Source organism: Candidatus Neomarinimicrobiota bacterium, assembly GCA_022567655.1.
Lineage (GTDB): Bacteria > Fidelibacterota > SORT01 > SORT01 > SORT01 > JADFGO01.
The window spans coordinates 18920-39724 of the sequence record JADFGO010000005.1 but is presented as its reverse complement, the minus strand read 5'-3'; the positions used below and the strand labels follow the sequence as shown (position 1 = coordinate 39724).

Here is a 20805-nt window from a genome sequence, read left to right as displayed (position 1 = left end):
CAACGTGATATAAAGAAATCGCACACTTGCGACAACTCCGAATGAGATGACATCAGTCAGTTAGCCCGAGATCGAGCATATATATCAGAGATCACTGATTTTCTAAAAAGCCGGAAAATAATTGTCGCAAAAATTTGAGGAACGCTAACTTAATTGGCTGATGAAAAAAGCAATGAAGTCCTGAAACTTTTATTCAAAAAATTCAATTACGGGCTATACGTTTTGGGGGCGGCGTTCGAAGAAGAGTTTGATATGATAACGTGCAGTTGGGTGATGCAGACTTCTTTTACCCTGGGAGGAATCGTTATAAATATCGAAAAGGACCGCCCCGTATATTCTCTTATCCGCAAGAAGAACCGATTTACTATCTCCATTCTCGGGAAAGAAAATTTAGAGGAAGCAACCTTATGTGCGCTCACAGAGGAGAAGAGGCTCAAAGTTATAGACAGTTTAGAAATGGAAAGAACAGATGACGGAATCCCCTATTTGAAAAACTCGATCGGGTACATGAACTGCGAATACAGCAGCTCGTTTGAGCTCGAAAACAGTGTACTTCTCGTGGGCAACCCGTTTGACGGCTTGATACTTTCCGACGGAGAATTACTGACCCTGCACGATTACTATAAACTGTCAGGATAGAACTAATCAGCGGCAAATGGCCGCCACTTTTCCTCGGGCGGCTTCTCTGTAAGAAGACTAACCATGATCAGCGTTAATACCGAGAGTGTAATAGCCGGGATAACCGCATCTATCTGTACTCCCGCTATACCGAGGGAAGCGGGTACCGAGCTTCCCATATCGAGATTTTTCCAGATTATGGTAACAAATGTACCGACCACTATCGATGAGATTCCGCCTGCGGTTGTGGCTCTCCTCCAAAAGAAAGCCGCAAGCAATGCGGGGGTGATCCCCGCGCCGTAAATCGTATATGCGTACAGAGCGACGGCCAAAAACTTATCGTCTAACGTTGACAGCAGGTAGGCAATAATGCCCAGCGCGACTACCACTACTCTGGAGAGAAATACTATCTTCTTGGGTGATGCTTCAGGCTCGATGAACCGTTGGTAAATGTCCCTGACTAAGCTGGTTGCGGGAACAAGAAGGTAAGAATCGGCTGTGGAGACTATTATTGCAATTATAGTGGCGATAATGATAGTTCCGAGGATAACCGGCAGGTTATTAACCGCGGCGTAAACGATTATCCGACCCGGATTCTCAATTCCCCAGTTCAGACTGCTTGCGTACCATGCAGCGAGGATAATCATCATTTCAGCGACGGCAACTCCAATCAGCATATATATCACTGCTCGTTTTGCCGTTTTTTCATCCTTTGCGGAAAAGAATCGCTGATACATATTCGCGTCACCCAACATCAGCAAAAAAGCGGGAAGAAGAAGACCTACTATCTCCCATCCGTTGAGTACCCCTGAAAATTGAAAGTGACTTGGCGGGAGTGTTTGCATCATACTTTCAATTCCCCCTGCCTCAACCATGAGAAACGGTACCGCGAGGATAATTCCCACCAGGATGAGAATACCGTTCACGAGGTCTGTGTACGCCACTGAAAACATCCCAGCAAGCCCTGTGTAGAGGATGACGAACACGGCGGATATGATCACTCCGACGGATGTATCTATAGCCGGATTGATGATATTTATTACCGCGCCTCCAGCCCGGAATTGATAGGAGACAATTGTCGTGTAGGCGGTCACTACGGTCACAGTGCCGAAAAGACGCGCCCATTTATTATATCTGACTTCTAAAATGTCCTGTACCGTAAACTGTTCAAATTTTCTGACTCTTCCCGCTATGAAGTACAAAACCACTATACCGAGAATGCCGGAGAGAGGCAGGATCAACGCAACGATGCCTATTTCGTAAGTTTTCTCCGCATTACCGAATATACTGCCGGTGCCGATCCACGTTGCCACCAGCGTTCCTACCAATACAAATGTACCGAGCTTTCTACCCGCCACCATAAAATCCGCTTGATCTTTAACACTGCGGCTGCGAATCGCACCGACAGCGATTAGGATCATTAGATACGAAAACGATACCCAAAAATAAATCATATTAACAAGTCTCCCTGAATTTTACGGTTGAGCGAAAATTATAGAAGATGTCACTGACCAGCTAAATGTCCTCCTAACCGGTCGGAAAGATATTCCGCAACCAACAAAGCATGCGAATGAACCCAATCTTTATCCGTCTTGGAAACCGGCGTTACGATTATCTCATTCGCACCGGGATCGTAGAGAACTTCTAAATGACCGCTGTTTTCGCCTTTCCTCAAAAGCCATATCAGACCGCCGACGGGCTGCTTGACTTCGCTGGCAATAGCAGGCGTCAGACCGAGAGTCTTGCTGCCGTCGGATATGGCGGATAGTATGTCACCGATTCCCGAATAACTCTGAATTCCGGTTATTTGGTATTTATTCATTTATTCCTAATAATTCTCTGTGTTCGCGACTGAGTTTTTCGCTTCCGTATTTTATTACATGAGGCACAGCCGTTTCTTTGACGTCCATTAAGAATCTAAAAGCGGATTCCTCGTCCGCCTTGGAGGCTTCGCGGATCGCCCATGCGACGGCTTTTCTTACCATGTCGTTGTTATCGGATACAAGCGGTCGCAATACCTCGAACGTCGCCGCGGGATTGGAATGCCCGCCGCGATTCAATGCTACGGTAGCTGCGGCGGCAAATCTTCGTCTCCATACGTTTGTTTGTCCCGCCCATTTTTTCAGGTCGGTTATGAGGTCAATATTGGAGAGTAGAATTTTCCCGGCAAATTGCGTAGCGAGTTGATCGCAGGTCTCCGAATTCGAGATGTAGTCAACCCAGTTATCAATTAATTGCCATGAATCCCTGTCCATTTTTTTTAAATGCTTGGAGAGTACGAAGACGGCAAACAACTGCTCTTCCCTGCCTTCGGTTTTGAAGCATTCATCCGCAAGCGTGAGAAGATCATCCAATTCAATCTTCTTCCCTTTTTCTTTCAAGAACTCTCTGGCGACAGATTTTATTGCAGGCACCCTGACGCCTATCACGCGGTCTTCATCACTGATAATTTTGCGGGCACCCTTGGCGTACGATGGATCGGCAAGTGATTTGAACTCAGTTCGAATCGACCCGATAATCGTTTTGATCTCGCTTTCGGATATCATCGTTTAATAATAGGCTTTCTCAGCATGAATCTAAATGTCGCATTGTCGGTCGGTTAATTTTAAATGACAGATTCAGAGATGCAAGTAAAAGAAGGATTTTCCTTAGATGCAGATAACCGAAATGGAGAAGTGCGCACCTAAAAAGAACTGGATAGTTGTAAAAAGGGTCAGGCAGTCTCGGCTTTCTTCCCTGTACCGTTTGTGGGCAGGTGTTGTTTTATCCAGTCTGTCGTGACGCTTTTCGGTCGCTCGAGGGGCAATCCCAGCGCCCGCGACCATATCGAGGATGCGAGTACACCTAACGCCCTCGAGACTCCGAACATAACGGTGTAATAATCATATTCTTTCACACCGTAAAACCACTGCAAGCATCCCGAGTGGGCATCGACGTTGGGCCAGGGATTCTTAGCCTTCCCCTGTTCTCTAAGTATGTCCGGTACTACTTCATACAGCAAACTGACTATCCGGAACAGTTCATCATCGGGCATATGTCGCTGGGCGAATTCACGTTGTGCCGTATATCGCGGATCCGTTTTTCTTAATACGGCGTGCCCGTACCCCGGAATTACCCGGCCGTCGTTCAAAGTTTCCCAGACGTAATCTGCCAATTGCTCTTTGGAAGGAACGCCGCCGCCGAGTTTTTCCTGTAAATGCTGTATCCAGATAAGAACTTCCTGGTTAGCGAGTCCGTGGAGAGGACCCGCAAGAGCGTCCATTCCTCCCGACAGACTGTAATAAGCGTCCGACAGGGTAGAGCCTACTAAATGCGCCGCATGCGCCGAGGCGTTACCTCCCTCATGATCGGCGTGGATTGTGAGATATAGCCTCATCAGTTCCATATATTCCGGTGATTCGATGCCCATCATATGAGCGTAGTTGGCTGCCCAGTCGAGATTTTCGTCCGCATGTATTCTGACGCCGTCCTTGAACGTCCGGCGATAGATATAAGCTGCAATTGTAGGAAGCTTGCCGAGCAGGTTCATAGAATCTTCATATTGAGCGTCCCAGTAATCTTCTTTATGCAATCCATCGTGATAACGCTTAGAGAATACGGATTCTGTCTGAAGGGCAAGAATCCCCACGGAAAATTGAGTCATCGGATGAGTATGTTTCGGCAATCCGTCTATGACGTCAAAGACATGCTGCGGGACTTCCCTTCGATTCATCCATTCTTTGTAAACCTCGCGGGCTTCTTCTTGAGACGGGATCTCGCCCAAAAGGAGTAAATAGAAAAGTCCTTCAGGAAGCGGTTCTTCTCCATCGGGGGCTCTCGGGAGTCTTTCACGTAAATTTTGGATCGTGCAGCCGCGAAATCTGATTCCCTCATCGGGATCAAGCGCTGAAGGTTCCCAGACCATACATTTAAGCCCTCTCATTCCTCCGTACGCCTGCGATATAGTAACGTCGGCGATTTTCTGATCTCCGAACTCCCTGAGGAGTTCTGTGACCTCAGTTCGTTTGGGTTCAATTTTAGCGAATAATTTTTCTTTTAAGGTTGACATTCACTCCTCCAGCTGCAACCGTATTGAATAGCGGAGAAAAGTAGCGGTTACTTCCAGTTTCTCCCGTATCCCGAATATAAATAAACCTTTTGACATCTTTTTGCGTGTAGATTGCGATTATACGTCTTTAATCATTTTCCCCGAAAAACTTGCCTCCTACTGATTACAATCTAACATAATGTCCGTTTTAAATCAAGTAAATGGGGATACAAAATAGAATTAAATTGCTATTTGATTATCGGACAGATGATCCGGATTGATTATACAAAGAAGATTGAGAAGAAAAGTGCGGCTGAATGTTCTGTCAGTATCCCTCGTCCTCCCAATAGATTTTCTGTTCTTCTATAACCCGCATGATGTACCGCGCTAATTTGCGCTTATCGGAGGAGAGTCTGACAGTGACCTCATCTTCGTCGCTTGCACACTTGTGCATGATAGATTCAAGCTCTTCCAATTCCTCCTTTTCAAGTTCAATGCCGAGTTTTGCTCTCATTATTATTTTACCTTATGCTTGCTGACAAACTTGTTACCTTTAATAAAAAACCGCCATTTGAGGTTTGTGGCGCGACTTATGCCTATTCGGTTGCTCGTTCCTATATCGGGCTCATGCTCTCTTCCGTAGAGACCGATCGATTTTCCCACCGGCTCTTCGTTCAGCTCAGGCCCGATATCAAACGCTTGACAGAGCTTTCCCGGCCCGTTGGTGAGGTTCAGAATGTTATCTGTTTTCCGCCTTTGTTTCATCATATCAAGCCCTTCGGTCGGTTGAATAGCTCTTATCAGTACCGCCCCTATACCGTCTTTTTCGGTTGTGAAATTCAGAAGGTGATACATACCGTAGTTGAGGTATATGTAAACCGTCCCGTAGCTCTCCGCAAGAGCCTTGCCCTTGGTCCGGCGGGTTTTGAAATGTGATGCGTCATCGGTTTTATACGCCTCCGTCTCGACTATGATACCGCGGCAGCCGTTTAAAGCTATCTCGACGCCTAAGAGATTACGGGCAACTTCAAGCGTATCAGGGGCAAAAAAATCACCGGTCAACTCCGTCATGCAAGCAGCCGCCCCCCTTCGACGGGAATGAGGGCACCGGTGATGAAATCTGAGCCCTCAATGAGAAATTTTACGGTCGCCGCTATATCATCGGGAGAACCGATACGTTTAACGAGCGTAGCGTCGGCTATTTTTTTGGTTTTTTCTTCCGAGTAGCCGTCGGGCAGCAGGACAGGACCGGGCAAGATGCAGTTAACCTGTATAGTGGGAGCCAGCTCAACGGCGAGGACTTTCGTCATCGTCATAATGCCCCCTTTTGCCACAAAATAAGGGAGGAAATTCTTATACGGGCGTTTAGCAGCCCAATCGCCGAATGTGATTATTTTTCCTCCACCTTGTTTCAGCATAACCTTTGAGGCGGCTTTGACGCAGAGCCACGTGCCTTTGAGATCGATCGACATCTGTAATTCCCAATCCTCTTCGGAGATCTCATCGTAAGGGATAGGTTTGAAATACGATGCCATCGTTACAAGCACGTCGAGAGAGCCAAATTCCTCAACAACCTTTTCTACCATATTATTTACTTCAGACGATTGTGAAATATCCGCTTTTACCGAAATAGCATTAGCGCCATCTGAGCGGAGTCCCTCAACGAGTGACTCAGCCGCCTCCAAAGACGTGTTATAGTGAGCTGCAATGTTCGCTCCGCTTTTAGCGAGATTCTTCGCGACTACCTGGCCGACTCTCTTAGTGCCGGTTATGAGAACCGTTTTTCCTTTTAGTTCCAAATCGAATTTACCTCATTGACTCTTACTTATGTGCGGAGCTTGTACCCGATCTTAAACATGTACAAATTTATTGCGCCGAGTACGATGCTTGAAACTACAACGGTAATCATCGCCGTATTGAGGTTAATGTCTCCTATTCCGAGCATCCCGTACCTCAATCCGTTTACCATATAAAGAATCGGATTGAAAAGAGATGCTTTTGCCCAGAATGGAGGCAGCATGCTGGTAGAATAAAAGACACCTCCGAGGTAAACAAGGGGTGTTATCATATACGTCTGAAAAATTCCGAGATGCTCGAATTTCTCTGCGATAAGCCCGGTTATCAATCCGAGTTGAGCGAAGATAGTGCTTACAAAGAGCATAAAGAATCCGACCAAAAAATAATTCTCAATGTTTATATCCATTAACATTAAGCCCGTGAGCATAGTAATCACGCCGACTATCAACCCTCTTATCATTCCGCCTAAAACCATAGCGGTGACCATCTCGAAATAGGAGAGAGGTGAGGTGAGAATGTCGGCTATGTTTCCCTGGAATTTTGACATGAACAATGAGGAGGAAGTGTTCATATAAGCTGAGTTGATGACTCCCATCATCATAAGCCCCGGGAATATATATTGGAGGTAAGTCACTCCCTCAACGGAACTTATCCTCGAGCCGATCGAATAGCCGAATATGGCGATGTAAAGAAGCGCCGAGATAAAAGGGGGAACCAGCGTCTGATTCGGCAGGCTCAGAAAACGGATTATCTCCCGCTTGAGGAGAGTCCAAAATCCTATCAGCCGGCTGCTGCTGTACTCCCCGTCAGTCTGAGAAAAAGGTCCTCCAACCTTCCCGACTCCGTCTTCAGGTCTTCGATCTCTATGTTCGAGTCGGCTAATGCTTTCAGTAATCCCGACATCGATTGTTTCTTCTTGTCCAGACAGAACACCAACGTTCTGCTCTTTGTTTTCCTGCATTCATACTCCTTTAACACTTCAGGTATCTCTTCGACAGGCGATGAAGGGGTTACTTCTATCACCTGATAATGGATTTCATCCATCAAATCATTCTTATCCCCGTCGCGGATGATCTCTCCATGATTTATAATTGCGATCTTGTCGCATAATGCTTCCGCTTCTTCTATGTAATGAGTCGTTAGTAGAATCGTAGTACCGTTATTCCTCAATTCTTTCATCGAGTTCCATATCTTCCTTCTGAGTTCCACGTCAACTCCCGCTGTCGGTTCATCGAGTATCAAGAATTTCGGTTTGTGCATCATTGCCCGTGCTATCAGTAACCGCCGCTTAAGACCGCCGCTGAGTTTTCGGAAGGGCAGCTTCCTGTGATCTACAAGGTCGAAATATTCTAACAGCTCTTCAGTCCTCGCTTTCCTTTCATGCGATTTCATTCCGAAGTAACCACCCTGCAAATTCAGGACGGTTTCGGCCGGGAAGAAAAAATCGAGGTTAGGCTCCTGCGGAGAAAGCCCGACCAGCCTTCGGGCTTCGCGGTAATCCTTTACGACGTCTTTCCCGAAAACGCTGACGCTTCCGGAGGTTTTATTCGTCAGTCCGGTGATGATGTTGATTGTGGTCGTCTTTCCGGCGCCGTTCGGTCCGAGAAATCCGTAAAACTCACCCTTTTTTATAGTGAGGTCAATCCCCTTGAGTGCAGGCTTTGAATCGTAATCTTTTTTAAGGTTCCGTATCTCGAGAGCGTTCTCTGACAATTATTTCCCTTTCACATTTGAAGGAAGATATTAAAGAGCATACGGCTGAATTTCAATAGTTAAGATCAAACAATTAGATTGATAATATAGTTTCACTATCAATAATTGTGCGAGTTGGGGCTTGCCCCGACCGCACCGATAAATCGGGATTGGCGTCAGGGCAAGCCCTGACTGCCACATTAAATAGTTTCACTCGTCAATATGAACTGATTTGCCATATGTAGTTGTCATGACTTTTATTTCTCACTTTGTCAGCATATATTAAGTCAACAAGATAATCATATGACCAATCTGAGATTCATAATATTAGCGGCGCTCTTCCTGAGTTTTTTTGTTTCGTCTTCTATCGCACTATACGCTCAAACTTTGACTTGTGTGCAGTGCGGAAATCCGATCAGGTCGGGCAGTTATGTGATGGTGGACGGAAAGGCGTTCCACCCGGAGCATTTTCTATGCGCTTCATGCGGCTTAGCTATCGGAAACTCTCAGTTTTACAAAGACAACGGTAACTATTATCATCCGGATCATTACATGCAGTATATTGCTCCGAAGTGCGCATATTGCGGTCAGCCTATTACCGGCGAATATGTCGAAGCGGACGGAAAAAAATATCACAAAGACCATTACCGGCAGCATGTGGCTCTGAAGTGCAGTTACTGCGGTCTTGCAATTACCGGCGAATATACGAAAACGTTCTGGGGCGAGAGCTATCACAAATATCATGAGGGACACGCCATCAAGTGTGATTACTGCGGGCGGTATATCTCGGATGCCGCAACAAGAGGCGGGATTAGATATAATGACGGCAGAAATATATGCGGGATATGCAAGGCGACAGCTATCAGTGATTTCAATGTAGCGAAACACCTGTTTGATGGGATTAAAAAGGAGTTGAGGCTATACGGGATAGATATTCAATGGGACGAGATCGGGCTGTATCTTGTGGACAGGAATTACATCGCACAGCTCTCGAACGAAAACCGGGTCATAGAGGAGCAAACAGGATTTACATATCATAGATTTGAAACGTTGAATGGAAGAGTCATCAACAAGAGATTCGATATTTATATGCTCAAAGGAATGCCGGAAATTAACTTTATCTCGACCGCTGCGCATGAGCTCATGCACGTCTGGCTTTATCTTAACACACCTTATGAGATGGACAAAGCGATGAGCGAGGGAAGCGCAAACTACGCATCCTATCTCGTTTTGAAAAACAGAAGAGCCGACAGAGCGAAGTACCTCATCGAGAACATGAACAAAGACAGAGACCCGATTTACGGTGACGGTTTCAGACGCATTAAGAATTTAGTGGGATCCGTCGGGACGCAGGGATGGCTGGGATATCTACCTGATAACCGGCGAATGCCGGCAGGTTATTAAGAGCCGCGGTTATTGAAAGAGAGGATATTTTTTATTATATGCCCGGCTATATCCGGGTTTTCTTTTAATCTGCGGATGGAATATGCGAGCCATTCTTCACCGTAAGGCACGTAAATTCTCAACCGGTGTCCGTCCGCTAATATCTTCTTCCCCATCTCCTTGTTCACGCCGTAGATCATTTGAAATTCATACTCTTCTTTGCCGAGCCCCATTTCATTGATAATGTCGTAAGCTTCGTAAACGAGCCGTTCGTCATGAGTTGCAATTCCGACGTAACGACCTCCCCTGAGCAACATCTTAAGCAGTCGGGTATAATTCAGCCTGATATTTTCTCTGTCCTTGAATGCGATCTCTCTCGGCTCGACGTAAATACCCTTACAAAGCCTCACACCGGCTTTAATTTTCAGAAGTTCAGAGACGTCCGATTCGCTTCGACGGAGGTAAGCCTGAATAACTATTCCGACATTATTATGTTTTTTAGCCAGCTTGGAGTGAATTTCAAGGGTTTTGCTCGTATAAATAGATTCTTCCATATCTATACGAACGAAATTATTTTCTTTTTTAGAGAGCTGAATGATTTCGTCCATCTGCTTCAGGCAGACCTTATCGTCCAAACCCATGCCCATCTGCGTCATTTTAATCGAGATATTCGAGTCGAGTTTTTTCTCGGTCAGCTCGTTTAAGATTTCTTTGTATCTCTGGAGATAATTTACGGCGCTTTCTATCTTTTTAATATTTTCTCCGAGGATGTTGACGGTACACATGAATCCCTCATCGTTCAATTCGGAAATCACGCGGATGGCATCTTCTAACTTATCGCCCGCGATGTACCTCTTTGCAAAATAGCCTACCACCGGTTTTGGAATGAAGGGAAGCATGTTAGCTATTGCAATATTAATAACGCTCATACTTAAGCCGGATTTGAAGAGTTCGGATACATTTGCACAGGATAAAATATTGATTACCTTCGGGAATGACAAGTGAATTTGTGATGCCCGATCGGCAATAATTCCTGCCGTTGTGTAAATGAAATACCTTGACACTGTTTCGAGTTGGTAATAAGTTAACCGCCTGAATTTAGGCAGGGGAATTTATAAAATATGCTTTGGGATTTAGGTAGTGTTTTGATGTTTATGATCACTTCTTTGTTGATCATAGGTTTCACTCTTCTCTTGGCAAAAGCAGTCCGGCGGGATAATCCTACAGAAGAAAAACTGACCACATATGAATGCGGAGAGGAACCTATAGGGAATCCGTGGATACAGTTCAATATCCGATTTTACGTTGTGGCGCTGATTTTTTTGATATTCGAGGTTGAAATTGTATTCCTGTATCCGTGGGCGACCGTCTTTAAGGAGATGGGAATGTTTACGTTCGTAGAAATGATGATCTTTATAGGTATTCTGCTTGTGGGGTATGCGTATGCGTGGGTAAAGGGTGACCTGAGCTGGGTCCTGCCGAATCCGAAGTACACTTCCGACTTCGACACCTCGGATATCCCGAGATTCAAAAAACCGGCAGTGAGAAAATCACGGAAATTGGAAGCTGTCGAATAATCTGAAAGGAACAGATAATTGAGTATCATCGAAAATAAGTTTCGCGATAACGTCATAATCACGAGTGCGGACAAATTTATGAACTGGGCGAGGTTGTCATCGCTTTGGCCTATCACGTTCGGAATCGCCTGTTGTGCGATAGAAATGATGGCGACGGCGGCTTCGCGTTATGACCAGGACAGATTGGGGGTTCTGCCGAGACCCTCTCCGCGACAGTCCGATTTGATGATAGTCGCCGGGACGGTAACATTCAAAATGGCAAGCAGGATCAAACGGCTTTACGAACAGATGCCCGACCCGAAATATGTGATCGCTATGGGTTGTTGTGCCACATCGGGAGGTCCTTATTGGAAGCATGGTTATCACGTTATGAAAGGAGTAGATCAGGTCGTTCCTGTGGACGTTTACGTTCCCGGCTGTCCTCCGAGACCGGAGTCTTTGCTTGAAGGTTTCATCAAGCTTCAGGAAAAGATAAGACGCGAATCTATCGCCACGACTCAAGCTGCCTGAAATGGAGGTCGGGGAAGTATTCAAAACGTTAGAGTCAAACTTTCCTGATGGAGTGAAATCCATAGATATTGAAGGATTCGACCCATCGGCAACGATTGAAGCAAGCTCCCTACTGGAGATTTGCTCCTTTTTGAAGTCTGATAAAAAACTCAAGTTCACTTCCTTGATGTGTCTTTCCGGCGTTGATTTTGAAGAAAAGATGGAAATCGTGTATCATCTTCACTCGCTGCACTATAACCACAAAGTAACTCTCAAGGTCGAACTCCCCAGAGAGAAACCTGCGCTTCCTTCGGTCGTTTCTATTTGGATAGGTGCTGACTGGCATGAAAGGGAAGTATTTGACCTTTATGGGATTCATTTCGAGGGTCACCCCAACCTGAAACGGATATTGCTTCCTGACGATTGGGAAGGTTTCCCGCTCAGAAAAGACCACGTAGACGCCGAGAAGTATCGCGGCTGGACCATCCGGAAAGTAAAAGAAGGTTACGAATAAGAAATGCCTGATTTAAAGACAGAGGAGATGGTTGTAAATATGGGTCCGCAGCACCCCGCGACCCACGGAGTGCTGAGGTTGGAGATCACAACAGACGGAGAGATAGTCAGGAAAATCGTTCCGCATATCGGATATCTCCACCGCTGCTTTGAGAAACACTGCGAAAGTTTGGATTACCATCAGATCATTCCCTATGTGGACAGGTGTGATTACCTGGCTGCCATGAACAACGAGCACGGTTATGTCATGGCGGTGGAAAAACTGCTTGACATCGAACTGCCCGAACGCGTGGAGTACATTCGGGTTATCATGTCGGAACTAAACCGGATCGCCAGTCACTTAGTGGCGCTCGGAACGTTCGGCATGGACATCGGCGCATTTACTCCATTTTTATTTACATTTCGCGATAGAGAAAGGATTCTCGATCTATTCGAGATGACGAGCGGAGCGAGGCTCCTATACAACTATTTATGGATAGGAGGAGTAGCGCACGACCTGCCTGACGGGTTTGTAGAGAAAACTTTCGATTTCATAGATTATTTCATGCCCAAACTCATCGAATACGACGAACTCTTATCATTTAATAAGATATTTATTGAGAGAACCGCCGAAGTAGCTATAATCCCGCCGGACGTGGCTATCGATTGGGGTTTGACCGGACCTAATCTGAGAGCTTCCGGGATCGATTGGGACCTCCGCCGTGACGAGCCGTATTCCATATATGACAGATTCGATTGGGATGTAATAGTCGGCGACGGCCGGGTCGGGGTTATCGGTGATTCGTGGGCGAGATATTACGTCAGAGTGCTGGAGATGGCGGAATCGGCTAAAATAGTCAAGCAAGCGCTTGAGAGTCTCCCGTCTGACGAAAACGTCAAGTCGGCAGTTCCGAAGAGAGCAAAGACGAAAGAGGGTTCGGTATATTTCCGCTCTGAAAATCCGAGAGGGGAATTGGGTTTTTATATCGTCAGTGACGGTACGGATATTCCTCACCGGCTCAAGATGCGTTCTCCGGCTTTCAGTAATTTGAGTGCAATTTCAGATGTAGGAGAAGGACTGTTGATATCAGACCTTGTCGCGCTGCTCGGGAGTTTAGATATCGTGCTCGGTGAGATAGACAGATAGTATGGAATATTTCGTAAATCTTATGACTGACCTGATCCCGGTTTTATCCGAATTGCCTTCCTGGTTGGTTCTGCCCCCGATTATGTTCGTTTACGGCGCATTGGTTTTCACGGGGATCGCTGTCTATGCTCTTGTTGTGATCTGGTTCGAACGGAAGGTGGCGGCGCATATGCAGGACAGGCTTGGTCCGATGGAAGTGGGCGGATGGCACGGCTGGCTTCAGACCGTTGCGGATTCAGTTAAGCTGCTGCTGAAAGAGGATATTATTCCGGCGTTAGCCGACCGTCGTTTATTCAAGCTTGCCCCTTATATAGTATTCTTAGCTGCATTTTCTGTGTTCGCCGCGCTTCCCTTCTCCGACAAGATCATCGGAAGCGAACTCAACATAGGAATATTTTACATTCTCGCCGTCTCCTCGGTAGGAGTGATCGGAATCCTGATGGCGGGCTGGGGCTCAAATAACAAATGGGCGTTATTCGGTTCAATGAGGTCGGTGGCGCAACTCGTGAGTTACGAAATTCCGATAGGATTATCTATTTTAGTTGTCGTGATGAGCGTAGGTTCGTTGAGTATGAGGGACATCGTGATGGCTCAGGACGGCGGTATTCTAAACTGGATGATATGGAAAAATCCGCCGTTTAATTTCATAGCGTTCTTTGTGTTGTTTATTGCGGGTACGGCGGAGTCAAACAGAGTTCCCTTCGACATTCCCGAGGCGGAATCGGAATTGGTGGCAGGTTTTCACGTTGAGTACTCCGGTATGCGTTTTTCTTTCTTCTTTCTTGCCGAGTACGCCCACATGTTTGCCATCGGAGTCATCGCCTCCACATTATTCCTCGGAGGCTGGCATTGGGTAACAGGAGCCGTGAGTACACCGGGGATAGGTCTCCTTGTGATGTCTCTAAAAGCGTTTTCATTTGTGTTGGTTATGATATGGTTTAGATGGACGCTGCCGCGACTAAGGGTGGATCAGCTTATGTATGTATGCTGGAAAGTGCTTGTGCCATTATCGTTCCTCAACATGGTGGGTGCCGGTTTATGGGTAGGATTTTCTTCATGATACAATATTTCAAAAACATTTATAGCGCTGTCAGTACGGTTTTAATTGGCATGAAGGTAACATTCAGCCATCTTTTCGTCCGTTCGATTACACTGCAGTATCCAAAAGAGAAGATGGAAATGTTCGACCGCTCACGCAACAGGCTTTACGTGGATATCGAGGACTGTATAGGATGCTATCTGTGCGACAAGGTGTGCCCTGTGGACTGCATACACATAGAAACGATCAAGGCAAGACCGGGTGAGGATCTCGGATTGACGGAAAAATTCGAGAAGAAGAAAACTTTCGTGTTTCCGATGTTCGACATTGATATGGCGGAATGCTGTTACTGCGGTCTATGCGTGTTCCCCTGTCCGACTGAGTGCATTTACTGGATATCAGATTATGAATTTGCAGAGTACGACAGGAGCAATCTCAATTATCATTTCGGAAATATTACTCCTGACGAGGCGCGCGTCCGATATGAGGAATCCGAAAAACTGAAGATCCAGAAAGATAAAGAGCTCGCCGCAAGAAAGGCAATCGCGGGTAAAGACAAACCATCCAAGAGCGCCGACGGCGAAAATGACGCGACGGAATAATATTCCCTAATGGAAACTTTTGTATTCTATCTGTTCGCGGGAATGACACTGATCGCCGGTTGGATAGTAATATATTCCAAAAACCTGATCTATTCGGCGTTCTCGCTGCTTTTCACATTTCTCGGCGTAGCCGGATTGTACGGATTGCTCATGGCGGATTTCATAGCGGCAACGCAAATACTGATATACGTCGGCGGAGTACTGATATTAGTGTTGTTCGGCGTCATGCTGACAGCGAGGAAGACGAGTATGGAAATTACGCAGTCAAACCTTCCACGTTTGCCCGGGGCGCTGTTAGCGGGATTCGTTTTCCTGCTGTTGATGTTAGTAATCTTCAGCGAGGACAGCTGGAATTCAGCGTCGAATCCCGGTGTAAAAGAAACAGTCCCCGAGTTAGGTAAACTGCTCATGACAAAATATCTAATTCCTTTTGAGACTGCCTCGATTCTTCTTCTTGCCGCTCTGATAGGAGCGGTTTTTATAGCGAGGAGAGAAGAATCATGATCCCGGTGGGTCTATATCATTATCTGGTGGTCTCGGCGCTGCTCTTTTCATTCGGGATATTTGCGGTCACGACGAGAAGGAACGCGATAGCGGTTCTGCTCGGGATCGAGCTCATTCTGAATGCCGCCAACATCAACTTCGTCGCGTTCGCCCGATACGGTATATTCTCGATGGACGGACAAATTTTTGCACTGTTCATCATCATCATGGCTGCTGCGGAAGCTGCGGTGGCGCTCGCTATAGTCCTGAACATTTATAACAATTTCAAAACTATTAACGTCGATGAAGCCAGCTCCTTAAAGAATTAGATGAATACGGTCATTATATATTCGTTGATTCTACTCTTTCTGCCGTTATTAGCCTTCGGGATCAATATCTTAATCGGGAAAAGGCTCCCGAGAAAGGGCGATTGGGTTTCAGTAGCTGCTATTCTTGTTTCATTTTCTTTCGCGCTTTCACTCTTTGCGTATATGATGTTCGTGCGCTATGATCCGAATTTCAGCGTAGAATGGAGGTGGACATGGATAGACTTAGGCGGGTTTGTGATAGAGCTCGGGGTGTTAGTGGACAATCTCACGGTGATGATGTTACTCGTCGTGACACTTGTGAGCAGCCTTATACACATCTATTCGATATCGTACATGGCAGGCGACCCGAGATATAACAGATATTTTGCCTATCTTTCTCTTTTTTCATTCTCGATGTTGATAATCGTAATTTCGAACAATCTGTTCGGACTTTACATAGGGTGGGAACTTGTCGGAATCAGCTCATATCTATTGATAGGCTTCTGGTTCGAGAAAGATTCAGCTTCAAATGCAGGCAAAAAAGCATTTCTCACCAACCGGATAGGAGACATCGGATTTTTCCTCGGGATACTACTATTCTTCTCGGCGGTGGGGTCTTTTAATTATTCAGATATATTCGAAGGAGTGAAGGCGGGCGACATAAGCGGGAGTTTACTCACGGCAGCGGGAATCGCCTTGTTTGCCGGTGCAATAGGAAAGTCGGCGCAAGTACCCCTTCATATTTGGCTTCCCGACGCTATGGAAGGTCCTACGCCGGTCAGCGCCCTGATACACGCCGCTACAATGGTTGCGGCGGGTGTATATATGATAGGCAGGATCTACCCTCTGTTTTCTCCCGGAGCCCTTCTGTTCATCGCGTATGTTGGAGCAATTACAGCGTTTCTCACCGCGACTATCGCCATTGTAAGAAAGGACATAAAGAGAGTTCTTGCTTACTCAACGGTCTCCCAGCTCGGGTATATGATAATGGCGCTGGGTGTGGGCGGATATGCTGCCGGACTCTGGCACCTGACAACTCACGCTTTTTTCAAGGCTTTGCTTTTTCTCGGAGCGGGAAGCGTCATCCACGCTGTGCATACAAATGACATGTTTAAGATGGGCGGGCTCAGGAAGAAGATGCCGATCACCTTCTGGACATTTTTGATAGCGACCCTTGCGATATCGGGAGTACCCGGGTTTTCAGGGTTTTTCAGCAAAGACGCTATTCTCGCCGCAGCTCTCGAATTCGGTCTTGCGAATCCGGCGCACATTATTCTCTTTATCCTTGCTTTAGTAACGGCGGGTATGACGGCATTTTATATGTTCAGAGCGTTATTCATAACATTTTACGGTAAACCCCGTGATGAGAAAATTTACGCTCAAGTTCATGAATCGCCCGGATTTATGACCCTTCCCATGGTCATACTTGCCGCATTGACGGTGTTTATCACAATCGATCAGTGGAGAGGATTCGAGTTCCTGCCCGGAATCGGGGAATACGCCGGATGGTTTAATCATCTCGTTCAAAAACCCGAGATATTACTACCGGCGCTTATGGGGGCGGGGGGTGAAGCAGCCGGACACGCTGCTTCTGAAGAAACAGCCCATACCATTGCGATGTGGCTTTCGATCTTTGTTGCCGGCAGCGGAATCTTACTCGCATACCTGTTCTATTATAAGAAGAGTCTGTCGGCGAAGAAAGTCTCAAGTTCGATGGCGTCGCTTTTCAAACTGCTACGGAATAAATACTATTTTGATGAATTTTACGGCGCAACGATCATACGGGGAGTTTTAGGGCTTGCGAAGGGGAGCGCAAAGTTTGATGACACTATCATAGACGGGGCAGTCAATGGAACCGCGTCGGTAACGGTGTGGATTTCAAAATTAAGCAGGTGGTTTGACGATAATATAGTGGACGGGGCAGTAAACGGCACGGGGTCAGTAACCGCCTTTTTGGGTTCCCGCCTCAGAAAACTGCAAACAGGGAGGGTAGAGAACTACGTGGCGTTTGCAGTGCTCGGCATAATGGTATTTTTCGTAATTCAGGCAATTTTCAGCTAATGGAGGCTTATTCATAATATGCAAAGTTATTTACTTTCAGCGCTAACCTTTATTCCGGTTCTCGGGATGGTGGTGATTTTACTTATACCGCGGGATAAAAGTTACATTATAAAGGTCATTGCAGCTGTAACTACGGGCATACAGCTCTGGCTTGCTGTCCAGCTCTTCCTGATATTCGACAGGACTACCTCGGCGATGCAGTTCGTCGAACACTACAGTTGGATTCCCGCTTTTAACATCGAATATTATATGGGAGTGGACGGATTGAGTGCGCCGATGATCATGCTGACTGCGTTGCTTTCCTTTATCTGCATATTTGCCTCATGGAATATCGAAAAGGCTGTGAAGGGATATTTTGCTCTCTTTTTGCTTCTTGACGCGGGTATGATAGGTGTCTTTGTCTCCATAGACTTTTTCTTATTCTTTATCTTCTGGGAAGTAATGCTTCTTCCGATGTATTTCCTGATCGGTGTCTGGGGCGGTCCCCGCAGAGAGTACGCAGCGATTAAGTTCTTCCTGTACACGTTGCTCGGCAGTGTATTAATACTCCTTGCCATGCTTGCGCTCTATTTTTATGACGGTCAGCACACGTTCAACATGCTCAAGCTGATGCAAACTACGTATGACTACAACTTCCAAATATGGGTGTTTTTAGCGCTGTTCATAGGGTTTGCCATAAAGGTGCCTATCTTCCCGTTCCACACCTGGCTGCCGGACGCTCATGTCGAAGCGCCGACCGCAGTCAGCGTTATTCTTGCAGGTGTCCTGTTGAAGATGGGGATATACGGCCTGCTGAGAATAAATTATCCGATACTTTCTGACGCCACCCTCTGGTTCGCTGTGCCTCTCGCGGTGCTGGGTCTTATAAACATCGTCTACGGAGCTCTTTGCGCCTTGGCTCAGACGGATCTCAAGAAGCTGGTGGCGTATTCGAGTATAAGCCACATGGGTTTCTGCCTTATCGGAATGGCAGCTCTGACCACCGCCGGAATGAACGGAGCAGTGCTTCAAATGTTCAATCATGGAACGATTACCGCAATGTTGTTCCTTCTGGTCGGAGTGATATACGACAGGACGCACATACGCGATATTGATGGATTCGGGGGATTGGCGGTCAGGATGCCGATATACGCGGGAATTGTTGCATTAGCGTTTTTTGCGGGACTCGGACTACCCGGTTTTTCCGGGTTTATCAGCGAAGCGCTCACTCTTATCGGAGGGTTCGGCGCAGAGCATAATACGACCACCTTCCGGTGGATAACAGGTCTTGCCCTGACGGGCATAGTCCTGAATGCCGCATATTTCTTGTGGGCGTACCAGAAGATATTCCTGGGCAAGCTGAACGAGAAATGGGCGGGATTGTCGGAGATCAACGGCAGGGAGCTGTTCACGCTCGTACCGTTGGCGATTATAGTCATCATTCTCGGTTTTTATCCGATGCCTATTCTCGGGATGATGTCCGAAACGATGAACGGTATTATAGAGATGGTGAAGTCGGGCGCAACAATGGCGGCTCAATAGGGAATTTGTTGTATAATGGATAATATCAGCAGCCTCAATCTCTTTATTCCCGAGCTGACGTTGACAACAACGATATTGGTCCTCATCATCTATGACCTGTTTCTCAAGAAGGATGAATCGGTCTACACTGTATTTGTAGCCGGAGTCGGGCTTGTCATTACCATGATAGCGCTGATATCTTCCTACTCTAATGTGCCGACGAGTCTTTTTTCCGGTATGCTCGCGCTCGATCCGTTTTCGTTTTATTTTAAATTTTTATTTGTAATTACAGCCTTTTTTGTTCTGCTGATCTCCTCCTCGTCATTAGAAATGAAAGGAAGATCCCACGGCGAGTTCAACGCGTTGATATTGACGATTACTCTTGGGATGTTTTTGATGGCGTCCGCCACAAATCTCCTGACGGCGTATTTAGCGCTCGAACTGGTCAGTGTTACCTCATACGTAGTTGCGGGATATCTCAAAGAATCGAGACGGTCAAGCGAGGCTGCGTTGAAGTATGTGATCTACGGCGGCGTCACCTCGGGGATCATGCTGTACGGTTTTTCGTTATTATACGGACTCACCGGCACGCTGGACATATCGGGCATAGGGGAGGTTTTGTCGCAGGGTGAAGCGGGCAATCTGACGGTGCTTATTTCCTTCCTGATGATCCTCGCCGGATTCGGGTATAAGATAGCGTCGGTGCCGTTCCATTTCTGGGCTCCGGACGTGTACGAAGGGTCACCGACCGCATTTACTGCGTTTCTCTCTGTCGGTCCTAAAGCTGCCGGTTTCGCTCTCTTGATCCGATTCTTCAACACAGCATTCGTTTCTGAGAACAATGTGAACATGTCGAATTGGTACGCGATCGAGCAGCTCAACTGGCCGCAGATAATGATGTGGATCTCGGCTATTACGATGACACTTGGAAACTTAGTCGCTTTGCAGCAGAACAACGTAAAACGGCTTCTCGCTTATTCGAGTATCGCTCATGCCGGCTACGTTCTGATGGGTATTGTTGTTCTCACTCAGGACGGACTGTTCGCCATGATGTTTTATCTTGCGGCTTACTATCTCATGAATCTCGGAGCGTTTTTTGTCGTTCTAAACATTGCCGACCGGTTCGGTACGGAGGAGATAGACGAATATAACGGTCTCGTTTTTAAAGCTCCCTATCTGTCGGTATGCATGGGCATATTCCTGCTTTCCCTTGCCGGGATACCGCCGACTATCGGTTTCATCGGAAAATTCTATCTGTTCGCCGCCCTTCTTAAGGGAGGTTCGGCTTACTATTGGCTCGCTATCGTAGGTGCCTTGAACAGTGTGGTGTCGCTGTATTATTATGCTAGGGTGCTCCGTGCGCTCTTCATGCGCGGCGAACCGTCTGAGGCTGAGAAACCTCTCTCAAAGACTCCTTTGGTAGTTGTCGGGTTTCTTGCCGTTCCTGTACTTTTATTAGGCGTTTACTGGGCGCCGCTTTCCGACTTTACTCAAGCCTCGCTAAAGCTCCTTCTGGGACACTGATATAGAGCCCTGACATAATAGCGGATTCCGGGCGGATACTTTATCTTTCCCACGTAAAATAACCTT

At 46.7% G+C, this 20805-nt stretch carries 23 protein-coding genes; 13 read left to right on the top strand and 10 right to left on the bottom strand.

Features of this window, described 5'->3' with window-relative positions:
• Positions 1-153: 153 nt before the first annotated feature.
• Positions 154-639: a flavin reductase gene (locus IID12_01140; protein ID MCH8287698.1), complete on the top strand. Its 486-nt coding sequence runs from the start codon at positions 154-156 to the stop codon at positions 637-639.
• Positions 640-641: 2 nt separating this feature from the next.
• Here the strand turns inward: IID12_01140 and IID12_01135 are convergent, their stop codons facing one another.
• The 9 genes from IID12_01135 to IID12_01095 form a co-directional block, all read right to left on the bottom strand.
• Positions 642-2072, bottom strand: a complete 1431-nt coding sequence (locus IID12_01135; GenBank protein ID MCH8287697.1) for a sodium:solute symporter family protein — start codon at positions 2070-2072, stop codon at positions 642-644.
• Positions 2073-2122: 50 nt separating this feature from the next.
• Complete coding sequence (locus IID12_01130; GenBank protein ID MCH8287696.1) at positions 2123-2440, bottom strand: hypothetical protein; 318 nt, start codon at positions 2438-2440, stop codon at positions 2123-2125.
• Positions 2433-3164 carry a DNA alkylation repair protein gene (locus IID12_01125; GenBank protein ID MCH8287695.1) on the bottom strand — a complete coding sequence of 244 codons (732 nt, stop codon included), beginning with the start codon at positions 3162-3164 and terminating at the stop codon, positions 2433-2435. Before IID12_01125 ends, IID12_01130 begins: the two co-directional genes overlap by 8 nt.
• Positions 3165-3331: 167 nt before the next feature.
• Positions 3332-4666, bottom strand: a complete 1335-nt coding sequence (locus IID12_01120) for a citrate (Si)-synthase, eukaryotic (protein MCH8287694.1) — start codon at positions 4664-4666, stop codon at positions 3332-3334.
• A 304-nt stretch (positions 4667-4970) separates the two neighbouring features.
• Positions 4971-5159, bottom strand: a complete 189-nt coding sequence (locus tag IID12_01115) for a hypothetical protein (protein MCH8287693.1) — start codon at positions 5157-5159, stop codon at positions 4971-4973.
• 2 nt (positions 5160-5161) lie between these two features.
• On the bottom strand, positions 5162-5716 hold the full coding sequence (locus tag IID12_01110; protein MCH8287692.1) for a DNA-3-methyladenine glycosylase: 555 nt from the start codon (positions 5714-5716) through the stop codon (positions 5162-5164).
• Positions 5713-6444: an SDR family oxidoreductase gene (locus tag IID12_01105; GenBank protein ID MCH8287691.1), complete on the bottom strand. Its 732-nt coding sequence runs from the start codon at positions 6442-6444 to the stop codon at positions 5713-5715. The genes IID12_01110 and IID12_01105 overlap by 4 nt, the downstream gene beginning before the upstream one ends.
• 26 nt (positions 6445-6470) lie before the next feature.
• Positions 6471-7076 (bottom strand): ABC transporter permease, encoded by a 606-nt coding sequence (locus tag IID12_01100; GenBank protein MCH8287690.1) that lies wholly within the window; start codon positions 7074-7076, stop codon positions 6471-6473.
• A 146-nt stretch (positions 7077-7222) separates the two neighbouring features.
• Positions 7223-8155, bottom strand: coding sequence for an ABC transporter ATP-binding protein (locus IID12_01095; GenBank protein MCH8287689.1), 933 nt, complete (start codon positions 8153-8155; stop codon positions 7223-7225).
• Positions 8156-8437: 282 nt separating this feature from the next.
• Between IID12_01095 and IID12_01090 the strand changes: the two genes are divergently transcribed.
• Entirely contained in the window at positions 8438-9538 is a 1101-nt protein-coding gene (locus IID12_01090) for a protein DA1 (protein ID MCH8287688.1), read from the top strand.
• Here the strand turns inward: IID12_01090 and IID12_01085 are convergent.
• Positions 9535-10446, bottom strand: coding sequence for a proline dehydrogenase family protein (locus IID12_01085; GenBank protein MCH8287687.1), 912 nt, complete (start codon positions 10444-10446; stop codon positions 9535-9537). The genes IID12_01090 and IID12_01085 overlap by 4 nt on opposite strands.
• Before the next feature lie 192 nt (positions 10447-10638).
• Between IID12_01085 and IID12_01080 the strand changes: the two genes are divergently transcribed.
• Genes IID12_01080 through IID12_01030 form a run of 11 tightly spaced genes read left to right on the top strand, consistent with a single transcriptional unit; the run spans position 10639 to position 20739 of the window.
• A complete protein-coding gene (locus IID12_01080) occupies positions 10639-11094 on the top strand; it encodes an NADH-quinone oxidoreductase subunit A (GenBank protein ID MCH8287686.1) in 456 nt (151 codons plus the stop codon).
• A gap of 18 nt (positions 11095-11112) precedes the next feature.
• Positions 11113-11604: an NADH-quinone oxidoreductase subunit B gene (locus IID12_01075; GenBank protein MCH8287685.1), complete on the top strand. Its 492-nt coding sequence runs from the start codon at positions 11113-11115 to the stop codon at positions 11602-11604.
• Position 11605: 1 nt separating this feature from the next.
• The gene (locus tag IID12_01070; GenBank protein ID MCH8287684.1) at positions 11606-12097 is read left to right on the top strand and encodes an NADH-quinone oxidoreductase subunit C; all 492 of its coding nucleotides are present in this window, start codon (positions 11606-11608) and stop codon (positions 12095-12097) included.
• Positions 12098-12100: 3 nt separating this feature from the next.
• Complete coding sequence (locus IID12_01065; protein ID MCH8287683.1) at positions 12101-13222, top strand: NADH-quinone oxidoreductase subunit D; 1122 nt, start codon at positions 12101-12103, stop codon at positions 13220-13222.
• Between the two features lie 22 nt (positions 13223-13244).
• A complete protein-coding gene (gene nuoH, locus IID12_01060; GenBank protein MCH8287682.1) occupies positions 13245-14282 on the top strand; it encodes an NADH-quinone oxidoreductase subunit NuoH in 1038 nt (345 codons plus the stop codon).
• A complete protein-coding gene (locus tag IID12_01055; protein ID MCH8287681.1) occupies positions 14279-14863 on the top strand; it encodes an NADH-quinone oxidoreductase subunit I in 585 nt (194 codons plus the stop codon). The genes nuoH and IID12_01055 overlap by 4 nt, the downstream gene beginning before the upstream one ends.
• Before the next feature lie 9 nt (positions 14864-14872).
• A complete protein-coding gene (locus tag IID12_01050) occupies positions 14873-15367 on the top strand; it encodes an NADH-quinone oxidoreductase subunit J (protein MCH8287680.1) in 495 nt (164 codons plus the stop codon).
• Positions 15364-15675 carry an NADH-quinone oxidoreductase subunit NuoK gene (nuoK, locus tag IID12_01045; GenBank protein MCH8287679.1) on the top strand — a complete coding sequence of 104 codons (312 nt, stop codon included), beginning with the start codon at positions 15364-15366 and terminating at the stop codon, positions 15673-15675. Before IID12_01050 ends, nuoK begins: the two co-directional genes overlap by 4 nt.
• Positions 15676-17715 (top strand): NADH-quinone oxidoreductase subunit L, encoded by a 2040-nt coding sequence (gene nuoL / locus IID12_01040; GenBank protein ID MCH8287678.1) that lies wholly within the window; start codon positions 15676-15678, stop codon positions 17713-17715. It begins immediately after the preceding gene.
• Positions 17716-17733: 18 nt separating this feature from the next.
• Positions 17734-19236, top strand: coding sequence for an NADH-quinone oxidoreductase subunit M (locus tag IID12_01035; protein MCH8287677.1), 1503 nt, complete (start codon positions 17734-17736; stop codon positions 19234-19236).
• Positions 19237-19251: 15 nt separating this feature from the next.
• A complete protein-coding gene (locus tag IID12_01030; protein MCH8287676.1) occupies positions 19252-20739 on the top strand; it encodes an NADH-quinone oxidoreductase subunit N in 1488 nt (495 codons plus the stop codon).
• Positions 20740-20805: the final 66 nt, after the last annotated feature.